Raw genomic sequence first — 12,024 nt, forward strand, 5'->3', positions numbered from 1 at the left:
TAGTCCTCGTCCGTATCAGCGGCCGTCAGCCGACGGGTCCACCGAAGATGTCGATCCGCTCGCCCTCAGCCAGGGTGACGATCGCTCGCTTCGTGTCCTTGCGCTTGCCGAAACCGGTCTTGGAGCGCTTGCGCTTCCCCTGCCGGTTGATGGTGTTCACGTCCTTGACCTTGACCCCGAAGACCGCCGCGACGGCCTGCTTGATCTGGGTCTTGTTCGCGTCCGGGTGGACGAGGAACGTGTACTTGTTCTCGTCGAGAAGGCCGTAGGACTTCTCCGAGATCACGGGCTTCAGCAGCACGTCACGCGGGTCGGTGTAGGTCTTGCTGGTGACCTGGGTCGTCTCGCTCACGCCTCGTCGCTCCCTTCGAGCTCGCTCGAGGTGGCAACGGCGGTCGCGGTCTTGCCCTTGGGCGAGCCGGCGATGAACCGCTCCAGAGCGGCCTTGGTGAAGACCACGTCGTCGGAGACGAGCACGTCGTAGGTGTTCAGCTGCCCGGGGTCGAGCACGTGCACCTGCGGGAGGTTGCGCGCGCTGAGCCAAGCGGCGGTGTCGTCCTTCTCGACGACCAGGAGCACGTGCTTGCGCTCGCTGATCTTGCCGATCAGGGTGCGGGCGGCCTTCGTCGACGGGTCGCCGTCGACCAGGGCGGACACGCAGTGGATGCGCGAGTGGGTGGCCCGGTCGGTGAGGGCACCGCGGAGCGCGGCGGCCTTCATCTTCTTCGGGGTCCGCTGCGAGTAGTCACGCGGCACGGGGCCGTGGACGACGCCACCACCGGCGAACTGCGGCGCGCGGGTCGAGCCCTGACGGGCGCGGCCGGTGCCCTTCTGGCGGTACGGCTTCTTGCCGCCACCACGGACCTCGCCACGGGTCTTCGTCTTGTGCGTGCCCTGGCGGGCGGCGGCCAGCTGGGCCACGACGACCTGGTGGATCGTCGGGATGCTGACCTGGACGCCGAAGATCTCCTCGGGGAGGTCGACGGTCCCGGTCTTCTCGCCGGCCGGCGAGAGAACGTCAATGCTGGTCATGAATTCACGCCCCCTTGGCCGCGGTGCGGACCAGGACGAGGCCGCCGTTCGGACCGGGGATCGCACCCTTGATCAGGATGAGGCCCTTGTCGGCGTCGACAGCGTGGACGGTCAGGTTCTGAGTGGACACGCGCACGTTGCCCATGCGGCCCGCCATGCGCACACCCTTGAACACGCGGCCCGGGGTGGCGCAGCCACCGATGGAGCCGGGCGAGCGGTGCTTGCGCTGCGTACCGTGCGAGGCGCCGAGGCCCTTGAAGCCGTGACGCTTCATGACACCCGCGGTGCCCTTGCCCTTGCTGGTGCCCGCGACGTCGACCTTCTGGCCGGCCTCGAACACGTCCGCGGTGATCTCCTGGGCCAGCGAGTACTCGGCGGCGTCGGAGGTGCGGAGCTCCACCAGGTGGCGGCGGGGCGTCACGTCGGCCTTGGCGAAGTGCCCGGCCAGCGGCTTGTTGACCTTGCGCGGGTCGATCTGTCCGTACGCGATCTGGACGGCCTCGTAGCCGTCGGTCTCGGAGGTACGGATCTGGGTCACGACGCACGGCCCGGCCTGGACGACGGTCACCGGAACGACGCGGTTGTTCTCGTCCCAGACCTGGGTCATGCCGAGCTTGGTGCCCAGAATGCCCTTCATCTGCTTCGTCATCGTCGGTGCGTCCTCAGAGCTTGATCTCGATGTCGACGCCCGCCGGCAGGTCGAGACGCATGAGCGAGTCAACCGTCTTCGGCGTGGGGTCGAGGATGTCGATGAGCCGCTTGTGAGTGCGCATCTCGAAGTGCTCGCGCGAGTCCTTGTACTTGTGCGGCGAGCGGATGACGCAGTACACGTTCTTCTCGGTCGGCAGCGGCACCGGGCCCGCGACCTGCGCACCCGTCCGGGTCACCGTCTCGACGATCTTGCGCGCCGAGCTGTCGATGACCTCGTGGTCGTAGGCCTTGAGCCGGATGCGGATCTTCTGTCCCGCCATGGCTGCTTCGAATTCCTTCTCTCGTACCGCTGCGGATCACCCCCGCTGACGCGGGACTGAAGTCTTACGACCGACCCCCGCGGTCGGGCGTGTCGCCCTGCTACTCACAAGGCACCCTTGAAAACCCCCTAGGAGGGGCTCTGGGCGCCGAATAGCGGATCGCACTGTCCTTGTCGCTGCGGCAAGCGACCGGACATCGATGCGACCACCAGGCTGTCCACGCGCACTAACTGCGGTGGGCGGCGGGGGAGGCAAATCCTCTGCTGCCTGAGCCAGGATTTTGCGCACCTACAGGTGCACACAAAAATCCCTTGGCCGAACAGGCAACTCGACCAGTATGCAGTACCAGGTACTGCCTTGGCCAATCGAGGTTTAACACCCCGCCATACGGGGGTGGAATCTCAACCTGAACAAGGCCCCGCCCGCCGACCCGAGTGGGTCGGCGGGCGGGACGTTGATCACTTGAGGATCTTGACGACCTGGCCGGCGCCAACGGTGCGGCCGCCCTCGCGGATAGCGAAGCGCAGGCCCTCCTCCATGGCGATCGGCTGGATCAGGGCGACGTTCATGCCGGTGTTGTCACCCGGCATGACCATCTCGGTGCCCTCGGGGAGGGTCACCACGCCGGTCACGTCCGTCGTCCGGAAGTAGAACTGCGGACGGTAGTTGTTGAAGAACGGCGTGTGGCGGCCACCCTCGTCCTTGGACAGGATGTAGACCTGCGCCTCGAACTCGGTGTGCGGCGTGACCGAACCCGGCTTGATGATGACCTGGCCGCGCTCGACGTCCTCGCGCTTGATGCCGCGGAGGAGCAGACCGACGTTCTCGCCCGCCTGGCCCTCGTCGAGCAGCTTGCGGAACATCTCGATGCCGGTGACCGTGGTGGTGGTCTTGGTCTCCTTGATGCCGACGATGTCGACAGTCTCGTTGACCTTGACGACGCCACGCTCGATGCGGCCGGTGACGACCGTGCCACGACCGGTGATCGTGAAGACGTCCTCGACGGGCATGAGGAACGGCTTGTCGACGTCACGCTCGGGGGTCGGGATCGCCTCGTCGACGGCGGCCATGAGCTCGAGGAGCTTGGCGCCCCACTCGGCGTCGCCCTCGAGCGCCTTCAGCGCCGAGACGCGCACGACCGGCAGGTCGTCGCCCGGGAACTCGTACTCGGAGAGCAGCTCACGGACCTCGAGCTCGACGAGCTCCAGGATCTCCTCGTCGTCCACCATGTCGGCCTTGTTCAGGGCGACGACGATGTACGGAACGCCGACCTGGCGGGCCAGGAGCACGTGCTCCTTGGTCTGCGGCATCGGGCCGTCGGTGGCGGCGACCACGAGGATGGCGCCGTCCATCTGGGCGGCACCCGTGATCATGTTCTTGATGTAGTCAGCGTGACCCGGGCAGTCAACGTGGGCGTAGTGACGGTTCTCCGTCTGGTACTCCACGTGCGCGATCGAGATCGTGATACCGCGCTGACGCTCCTCCGGCGCCTTGTCGATCTGGTCGAACGGCGTGAAGGGGTTCAGGTCCGGGAATGCGTCGTGCAGCACCTTGGTGATCGCCGCGGTAAGGGTCGTCTTACCGTGGTCGATGTGACCGATGGTGCCGATGTTGACGTGCGGCTTAGTCCGCTCGAACTTCGCCTTCGCCACTGGGGTCCTCCTGTGGACTCGTTCTTTACGCCGTACGACGTCGGGGTGGTCAGATGGGGCGGGCCGACGGCCCGGGATCCTGACGAATCCCGGGCCCCCTGGTTCCCGGTGAGCTGATTACTCGCCGCGAACCTTGGCAATGATCTCGTCCGCCACGTTCCGGGGAACCTCGGCGTACGAGTCGAACTGCATGCTGTAGCTGGCCCGACCCGAGGTCTTGCTCCGGAGGTCGCCGACGTAGCCGAACATCTCCGACAGCGGGACCAGCGCCTTCACGACACGGGCACCACTGCGCTCGTCCATGGCCTGGATCTGGCCACGACGCGAGTTGAGGTCGCCGATGACATCGCCCATGTAGTCCTCGGGCGTGATGACCTCGACGGCCATCATCGGTTCAAGAATCGCCGGGCTCGCCTTGCGGGCCGCTTCCTTGAACGCCATCGAGCCGGCGATCTTGAAGGCGAGCTCCGAGGAGTCGACGTCGTGCGCGGCACCGTCGAGCAGGTAGACGCGCACGCCCACCAGCGGGTAGCCGGCGAGGACGCCGAACTCCATGGCCTCCTGGCAGCCGGCGTCCACCGACGGGATGTACTCCCGGGGGATGCGGCCACCGGTGACCTTGTTGACGAACTCGTAGTTGTCGTCGCCGCCGGCGTCGAGCGGCTCGATGCCGATCTGCACCTTGGCGAACTGACCCGAGCCACCGGTCTGCTTCTTGTGCGTGTAGTCCACGCGCTCGACAGCCTGGCGGATCGTCTCGCGGTAGGCCACCTGCGGCTTACCGACGTTGGCCTCGACCTTGAACTCGCGCTTCATGCGGTCGACCAGCACCTCGAGGTGCAGTTCGCCCATGCCGCCGATGATGGTCTGGCCGGTCTCGTCGTCGGTGTGCACCTGGAACGACGGGTCTTCTTCGGCGAGCCGCTGGATGGCGACGCCGAGCTTCTCCTGGTCGCCCTTCGACTTGGGCTCGATGGCGACCTGGATGACCGGGGCCGGGAAGGTCATCGACTCGAGGATCACCGGGTTCGACGCGTCGGACAGCGTCTCGCCCGTGGTGGTGTCCTTGAGGCCCATGACGGCGACGATGTCGCCGGCGCCCACGCTCGGGATCTCCTCACGCTTGTTCGCGTGCATGCGGTAGATCTTGCCGATGCGCTCCTTCTTGCCCTTCACGGAGTTGAGCACAGCAGAGCCCGACTCCATGCGGCCCGAGTACACCCGGACGAAGGTGAGCTTGCCGAGGTGCGGGTCGCTCATGATCTTGAACGCGAGGCCCGCGAACGGCTCGCTGTCCGCCGGCTTGCGCTCGATGACCGTGGCCTCGTCGCCGACCTTGTGGCCCTCGATGACCTCACGGTCGAGCGGCGACGGCAGGTAGCGCACGACCGCGTCGAGCAGGGGCTGGACGCCCTTGTTCTTGAACGCGGTGCCGCAGAACACCGGGGTGAAGGTGGCCTCGCCGGCCTTCTCCGGGCTGGTCGACGCGATGGTGGCGCGGCGGATCGCCGCGTACAGCTGCTCCTCGGTGGGCTCGGTGCCCTCCAGGAACATCTCCATCATCTGCTCGTCGTTCTCGGAGATGGTCTCCACGAGCTTCTCGCGCCAGGTCTGCGCGATCTCGGTGTGCGAGGCCGGGATGTCGACGACGTCGTACATCTCGCCCTTCGCCGCCTCGGCGGACCACACCAGGGCCTTCATGCGGACGAGGTCCACGACGCCCTGGAAGTCCATCTCGGCACCGATCGGCACCTGCATGACCAGCGGGGTCGCGCCCAGGCGGTCGACGATCATGTCGACACAGCGGAAGAACTCCGCGCCGGTGCGGTCCAGCTTGTTCACGAAGCAGATGCGCGGCACGCCGTAACGGTCGGCCTGACGCCACACCGTCTCGGACTGCGGCTCGACACCCGCGACACCGTCGAACACGGTGACCGCACCGTCGAGGACGCGGAGCGAACGCTCCACCTCGACCGTGAAGTCCACGTGGCCCGGGGTGTCGATGATGTTGATGGTGTTCTCTACACCCTCGAGGGACCAGTGGCAGGTGGTCGCAGCGGACGTGATCGTGATGCCACGCTCCTGCTCCTGCTCCATCCAGTCCATCGTGGCGGCGCCCTCGTGGACCTCGCCGATCTTGTAGTTCACACCGGTGTAGAACAGGATCCGCTCAGTCGTCGTGGTCTTGCCCGCGTCGATGTGAGCCATGATCCCGATGTTGCGGACCTTGGCCAGGTCAAGAGCAGTGGTAGCCATGTGGCTTTCTCTCTCGTATCTCGTTCGACGGGGGGACGACTACCAGCGGTAGTGCGCGAAGGCCTTGTTGGACTCGGCCATCTTGTGGGTGTCCTCGCGCTTCTTGACGGAAGCGCCGAGGCCGTTGCTGGCGTCGAGCAGCTCGTTCATCAGGCGCTCGGTCATGGTCTTCTCGCGGCGGGCGCGCGAGTAGCCGACGAGCCAGCGCAGCGCGAGCGTCGTGGAGCGGCCGGGGCGGACCTCGACCGGGACCTGGTAGGTCGCGCCACCGACACGGCGGCTGCGGACCTCGAGGGTCGGCTTCACGTTCTCGAGCGCGCGCTTCAGCGTGATGACCGGGTCGGTGCCGGTCTTCTCACGGCAGCCCTCGAGGGCGCCGTACACGATCCGCTCGGCGGTGGAGCGCTTGCCGTTCAGCAGGACCTTGTTCACCAGCGAGGTGACAAGCGGCGAGTTGTAGACCGGGTCGATGATGACCGGTCGCTTCGGGGCCGGGCCCTTGCGAGGCATTAGCTCTTCTCCTTCTTCGCGCCGTAGCGGCTGCGCGCCTGCTTGCGGTTCTTGACACCCTGGGTGTCAAGCGAGCCACGGATGATCTTGTAGCGGACACCCGGGAGGTCCTTCACACGGCCACCGCGGACGAGCACGATCGAGTGCTCCTGCAGGTTGTGACCCTCACCGGGGATGTACGCCGTGACCTCGATGCCACTCGTCAGGCGAACACGCGCGACCTTGCGAAGCGCCGAGTTCGGCTTCTTCGGGGTCGTCGTGTAAACACGGGTGCACACGCCGCGACGCTGCGGGCTCCCCTTGAGCGCAGGAGTCTTGGCCTTGTCGACCTTGTCCTGGCGGCCCTTTCGGACCAGCTGCTGGATCGTGGGCACCGCATCTCCGTCTTCTTCGTGCCAAAGCGGTCTTGTACTACGACTGCATCTTCAATGTGCTGCTGGATGGCCTCGAATCCCTGGGTGTTGGGCCATCGCCTACCTCGCTAATCCGGCCCCCGCGGTCGGGCGTGTCGCCCGCTCTACGGCGTGTTCCGGCATCGGGAGGTATGTGTTTCGGTCTCCTGCACCCTCTCAAAGACCGATCCGAACCGGATGGCGGTGAGAGCAGGCGCAAGAACCCGGGGACACCCCAGGCACAAGGAAAGAGAGTACCTACCACACGAGCCGAGGTCAAAGCGAAAGCCAGGCCCCGGGACGCCACCATGGATTCGCACGCCGAAGCGTGCCCTGACCACCGGTTTTACCGGTCGCCGTCGCGGTACATCCGATTCTTCGGCCACGCTACCCGGACGGAGCAACGGACGCTATTCGGGTGCCCCTGACAGCGCGCTCCAAACCCCGTGCGGTCAGCCGCCGAGCAGGTGGATCAGTCCGAAGAAGGACTCCAGCGAGCCGATCACGACGCCGGCCGCGGCCTGTGCGCTGCCGCCGTTCTCCGGATACGGGCGCTGACGGTTCTGGCGCAGCGCGAGCGCGCCGGTGAGGACCGCGATCAGGCCGAACACGATCGGGAACGGGTTGCCGTGCGGGTACAGCACCGTCTGCGTGTAGATCCAGCCCGGCCCGATGGTCAGGATCGCGGTCAGCAGCGACACCACCGCGAGCGGGTTCGTCTTCGCCGGCGGCCGGGCCGGGACCAGGTGCGGGTAGCCCCACACCGGCGGCGCCGCGTACGGGTTGTACGCCCTGGGCCCGTACGGGCCCGCGTACGGGTTCACGTACGGAGCCGGCGGCTGCGCCTGCGGCGGCGGCTGCGGCGCGGGGGCCGTCGGCGTCGGCCCGGTCGGCAGGTCCCGCACCAGCGCGCGCAGATCCCCGTAGGTACGCGCCTTCAACGCCAGTTCGAGCCGCTCGTGGTACTCCGCGTCGGTCAGCCGGCCCTCGGCCCAGCCCGCCTTCAGCACGTCCGCACAGCGGTCCCGGTCCGCCGAGGCACACCGCATGTCGTCGGGCACCGTGCCGCCCCAGCCGTCGCTCATCACGCCCCCTGTGCTCCGCGTCCCTCCCATGGTGCCCCGCGAACCGGCCTGCCGCCGCCCGTACTTCTACTCATTCCCGCCACTCACCGCCCCCGGGTACGCGGCAGGGCCGCCACCACGGATGTGGTGACGGCCCTGACGTCGTGCCCTGGGTGACCCGGGATCAGCCCTGGTACCCGCCGAAGTCGTACTCCTCCAGCGGAACGGCCTGGCCCGAGCCGGTGCCGAAGGCGGAGTAGTCGGCCTCGTCGTACCCGGACATCGAGTACATCGCGGCCTTCGCCTCTTCGGTCGGCTCCACCCGGATGTTGCGGTAGCGGGGCATGCCCGTACCGGCCGGGATCAGCTTGCCGATGATCACGTTCTCCTTCAGGCCGAGCAGCGGGTCCGACTTGGCGTGGATCGCCGCGTCGGTGAGCACCCGGGTCGTCTCCTGGAAGGAGGCCGCCGACAGCCACGACTCGGTGGCCAGCGACGCCTTGGTGATACCCATCAGCTGCGGACGGCCGGAGGCCGGCGAACCGCCCTCGGACATCACGCGGCGGTTCTCGGTCTCGAACCGGCCGCGCTCGACCAGCTCGCCCGGGAGCAGCTCGGCGTCGCCCGACTCGATGATCGTCACGCGGCGCAGCATCTGCCGGATGATGATCTCGATGTGCTTGTCGTGGATCGACACGCCCTGCGAGTTGTACACCTTCTGCACTTCGGCGACCAGGTGGACCTGGACCGCGCGCTGGCCGAGGATGCGCAGCACGTCGTGCGGGTTGACCGCACCCAGCGTCATCGGCTCGCCGACGCCGATGTGCGTGCCCTCCTCCACGAGCAGCTTGGCGCGCTTGGAGACCGCGTACGCCAGCTCCTCCGAGCCGTCGTCGGGGACGATGACGACCTTGCGGGTCTTGTCGGTGTCCTCGATGCGGACCCGGCCGGCCGCCTCGCTGATCGGGGCCACACCCTTGGGGGTACGGGCCTCGAAGAGCTCGACGACACGCGGCAGACCCTGCGTGATGTCGTCACCCGCCACACCACCGGTGTGGAAGGTACGCATCGTCAGCTGGGTGCCGGGCTCACCGATCGACTGGGCCGCGATGATGCCGACCGCCTCGCCGATGTCGACGAGCTTGCCGGTCGCCAGCGAACGGCCGTAGCACATGGCGCAGGTGCCGACCTTGGACTCGCAGGTCAGGACCGAGCGGGTCTTCACCGTCTCGACGCCGTTGGCGACGAGCTGGTTGATGATGACGTCGCCCAGGTCCACGCCCGCGGGGGCGATGACCTTGCCGTCGACCGTGACGTCCTCGGCGAGGCTGCGCGCGTACACGCTGGTCTCGACGTCGCCGGCCTTGCGCAGGACACCGTCCGCGCCGCGAGTGGCGATCGCCAGCGCGAGGCCGCGGTCGGTGCCGCAGTCCTCCTCGCGGATGATCACGTCCTGCGACACGTCCACCAGACGACGGGTCAGGTAACCCGAGTCGGCGGTACGCAGCGCGGTGTCCGCGAGACCCTTACGGGCACCGTGCGTGGAGATGAAGTACTCCAGCACGGAGAGACCCTCACGGAACGACGCCTTGATGGGCCGCGGGATGGTCTCGTTCTTCGCGTTCGACACCAGACCACGCATACCGGCGATCTGACGCATCTGCATCATGTTTCCGCGGGCGCCCGAGTCGACCATCATGAAGATGGGGTTCGTCTTCGGGAAGTTCTGGACCATCGCCTCGGCAACCTCATTGGTCGCCTTGGTCCAGATCTGCACCTGCTCCTGCGCGCGCTCGTCCTTGGTGATCAGACCGCGCTCGTACTGCTTCTGGATCTTGTCGGCCTGCGCCTCGTAGCCCTCGAGGATCTGCGCCTTGTTCGGCGGCACGACGACGTCCGAGATGGACACCGTGACACCGGAACGGGTGGCCCAGTGGAAGCCCGCGGCCTTGAGGTTGTCCAGCGTCGCCGCGACCTCGACCTTGGGGTAGCGCTCCGCGAGGTCGTTGACGATCGTGGACAGCTGCTTCTTGCCGACCTCGGTGTCGATGAACGGGTAGTCCAGCGGCAGGAGCTCGTTGAACAGCGCGCGGCCCAGTGTGGTGTTCAGGCGCAGCGGCTGGCCCGGCTCCCACGCGACACCCTCGGGGCCCGGGTCCGGCGCGACCCAGCCGCGCGGCGGAACCGTGCCGGCCGGCAGGCGCAGGTCGACCTTCGCCTGCAGGTCCAGCTCGCGGGCGTCGAAGGCCATGATGCCCTCGGCGACCGACGAGAACTGGCGGCCGACGCCCTTCATGCCCTCGCGCTCCGAGGTCAGGAAGAACAGGCCGAGCACCATGTCCTGGGTGGGCATGGTCACCGGGCGGCCGTCGGCCGGCTTGAGGATGTTGTTCGAGGACAGCATCAGGATGCGGGCCTCGGCCTGCGCCTCCGCGGACAGCGGAAGGTGCACGGCCATCTGGTCACCGTCGAAGTCCGCGTTGAACGCGGTGCAGACGAGCGGGTGGATCTGGATGGCCTTGCCCTCGACCAGCTGCGGCTCGAAGGCCTGGATGCCGAGGCGGTGCAGCGTCGGCGCACGGTTCAGGAGAACCGGGTGCTCGGCGATGACCTCTTCGAGCACGTCCCACACCACGGGGCGGGCGCGCTCGACCATGCGCTTGGCCGACTTGATGTTCTGCGCGTGGTTCAGGTCGACCAGGCGCTTCATCACGAACGGCTTGAACAGCTCCAGCGCCATCTGCTTGGGCAGACCGCACTGGTGCAGCTTGAGCTGCGGGCCGACGACGATGACCGAACGGCCCGAGTAGTCGACGCGCTTGCCGAGCAGGTTCTGGCGGAACCGGCCCTGCTTGCCCTTGAGCATGTCGGACAGCGACTTGAGCGGACGGTTGCCGGGGCCCGTGACCGGGCGGCCGCGGCGGCCGTTGTCGAACAGCGCGTCGACCGCTTCCTGCAGCATGCGCTTCTCGTTGTTCACGATGATCTCGGGCGCGCCGAGGTCGAGAAGCCGCTTGAGGCGGTTGTTGCGGTTGATGACGCGGCGGTACAGGTCGTTCAGGTCGGAGGTCGCGAAGCGGCCACCGTCCAGCTGCACCATCGGACGCAGGTCCGGCGGGATGACCGGGACGCAGTCCAGCACCATGCCGGTCGGGCTGTTGCGGGTCTGCAGGAACGCCGAGACGACCTTGAGGCGCTTGAGCGCGCGGGTCTTCTTCTGGCCCTTGCCGGTGCGGATGATCTCGCGGAGCTTCTCGGCCTCGGCCTCGAGGTCGAAGGACTCCAGGCGCTTCTGCAGCGCCTGCGCGCCCATCGAGCCGAGGAAGTAGGTGCCGAACCGGTCCCGCATCTCGCGGAACAGGATCTCGTCGCCCTCGAGGTCCTGGACCTTCAGGTTCTTGAACCGGGTCCAGACCTCCTCGAGACGGTCGAGCTCGCGCTGGTTGCGGTCGCGCAGCTGCTTCATCTCGCGCTCGGCGCCCTCACGCACCTTGCGGCGCACGTCGGACTTGGCGCCCTCGGCCTCGAGCTCGGCCAGGTCGGCCTCGAGCTTCTTCTGGCGCTCCTCGACCATCGAGTCGCGGCGCTGCTCGATCTGCTGGCGGTCGACCGAGATCTTGGCCTCGAGCGAGGGCAGGTCGCGCTGGCGGCGCTCGTCGTCGACGTACGTGATCATGTACGCCGCGAAGTAGATGACCTTCTCGAGGTCCTTGGGAGCCAGGTCGAGCAGGTAGCCCAGTCGGCTCGGGACGCCCTTGAAGTACCAGATGTGGGTGACCGGCGCGGCCAGCTCGATGTGGCCCATCCGCTCACGACGCACCTTGGCGCGAGTGACCTCGACGCCGCAGCGCTCACAGATGATGCCCTTGAAGCGGACGCGCTTGTACTTGCCGCAGTAGCACTCCCAGTCCCGGGTCGGACCGAAGATCTTCTCGCAGAAGAGCCCGTCCTTTTCCGGCTTCAGGGTGCGGTAGTTGATGGTCTCCGGCTTCTTGACCTCGCCGTGGGACCACGTGCGGATGTCGTCGGCGGTGGCGAGGCCGATACGCAGCTCGTCGAAGAAGTTGACGTCGAGCACTGTTTCGTCAATCCCTCTTTCGGGGTTTGGTCCCGGCGGCGGCGGACGGGGTGATCCGCCGCCCCGGGG

At 67.3% G+C, this 12,024-nt stretch carries 10 protein-coding genes; all 10 read right to left on the minus strand.

Annotated elements, in window-relative coordinates; all coding sequences use genetic code 11:
* Window positions 1-25: 25 nt before the first annotated feature.
* Window positions 26-352 (minus strand): 50S ribosomal protein L23, encoded by a 327-nt coding sequence (gene rplW / locus QI554_RS12080; protein WP_281469079.1) that lies wholly within the window; start codon window positions 350-352, stop codon window positions 26-28.
* Window positions 349-1,032, minus strand: coding sequence for a 50S ribosomal protein L4 (gene rplD / locus QI554_RS12085; RefSeq protein ID WP_281469081.1), 684 nt, complete (start codon window positions 1,030-1,032; stop codon window positions 349-351). The genes rplW and rplD overlap by 4 nt, the downstream gene beginning before the upstream one ends.
* Before the next feature lie 4 nt (window positions 1,033-1,036).
* Window positions 1,037-1,681 carry a 50S ribosomal protein L3 gene (gene rplC / locus QI554_RS12090; RefSeq protein ID WP_281469083.1) on the minus strand — a complete coding sequence of 215 codons (645 nt, stop codon included), beginning with the start codon at window positions 1,679-1,681 and terminating at the stop codon, window positions 1,037-1,039.
* 13 nt (window positions 1,682-1,694) lie between these two features.
* The gene (gene rpsJ / locus QI554_RS12095; protein ID WP_066889903.1) at window positions 1,695-2,003 is read right to left on the minus strand and encodes a 30S ribosomal protein S10; all 309 of its coding nucleotides are present in this window, start codon (window positions 2,001-2,003) and stop codon (window positions 1,695-1,697) included.
* 458 nt (window positions 2,004-2,461) lie between these two features.
* A complete protein-coding gene (gene tuf, locus QI554_RS12100) occupies window positions 2,462-3,655 on the minus strand; it encodes an elongation factor Tu (protein ID WP_281469089.1) in 1,194 nt (397 codons plus the stop codon).
* 117 nt (window positions 3,656-3,772) lie between these two features.
* A complete protein-coding gene (gene fusA, locus QI554_RS12105; protein WP_281469091.1) occupies window positions 3,773-5,911 on the minus strand; it encodes an elongation factor G in 2,139 nt (712 codons plus the stop codon).
* A gap of 39 nt (window positions 5,912-5,950) precedes the next feature.
* The gene (gene rpsG / locus QI554_RS12110; protein WP_231778769.1) at window positions 5,951-6,421 is read right to left on the minus strand and encodes a 30S ribosomal protein S7; all 471 of its coding nucleotides are present in this window, start codon (window positions 6,419-6,421) and stop codon (window positions 5,951-5,953) included.
* Window positions 6,421-6,795 (minus strand): 30S ribosomal protein S12, encoded by a 375-nt coding sequence (gene rpsL, locus QI554_RS12115; RefSeq protein ID WP_020549242.1) that lies wholly within the window; start codon window positions 6,793-6,795, stop codon window positions 6,421-6,423. The genes rpsG and rpsL overlap by 1 nt, the downstream gene beginning before the upstream one ends.
* Window positions 6,796-7,265: 470 nt before the next feature.
* Window positions 7,266-7,898 (minus strand): DUF1707 and DUF4190 domain-containing protein, encoded by a 633-nt coding sequence (locus tag QI554_RS12120; protein ID WP_281469095.1) that lies wholly within the window; start codon window positions 7,896-7,898, stop codon window positions 7,266-7,268.
* A 163-nt stretch (window positions 7,899-8,061) separates the two neighbouring features.
* Window positions 8,062-11,955: a DNA-directed RNA polymerase subunit beta' gene (locus QI554_RS12125; protein ID WP_281469097.1), complete on the minus strand. Its 3,894-nt coding sequence runs from the start codon at window positions 11,953-11,955 to the stop codon at window positions 8,062-8,064.
* Window positions 11,956-12,024: the final 69 nt, after the last annotated feature.

The organism is Yinghuangia seranimata, from assembly GCF_029953285.1.
Classification (GTDB): domain Bacteria; phylum Actinomycetota; class Actinomycetes; order Streptomycetales; family Streptomycetaceae; genus Yinghuangia; species Yinghuangia seranimata.

Bases quoted from the DNA above. Each gene is read 5' to 3' on its own strand.
- rplD (WP_281469081.1), bottom strand. From the start codon at position 1,032: ATGACCAGCATTGACGTTCTCTCGCCGGCCGGCGAGAAGACCGGGACC.
- rplC (WP_281469083.1), bottom strand. From the start codon at position 1,681: ATGACGAAGCAGATGAAGGGCATTCTGGGCACCAAGCTCGGCATGACC.
- rpsJ (WP_066889903.1), bottom strand. From the start codon at position 2,003: ATGGCGGGACAGAAGATCCGCATCCGGCTCAAGGCCTACGACCACGAG.
- fusA (WP_281469091.1), bottom strand. From the start codon at position 5,911: ATGGCTACCACTGCTCTTGACCTGGCCAAGGTCCGCAACATCGGGATC.
- rpsG (WP_231778769.1), bottom strand. From the start codon at position 6,421: ATGCCTCGCAAGGGCCCGGCCCCGAAGCGACCGGTCATCATCGACCCG.
- QI554_RS12120 (WP_281469095.1), bottom strand. From the start codon at position 7,898: ATGAGCGACGGCTGGGGCGGCACGGTGCCCGACGACATGCGGTGTGCC.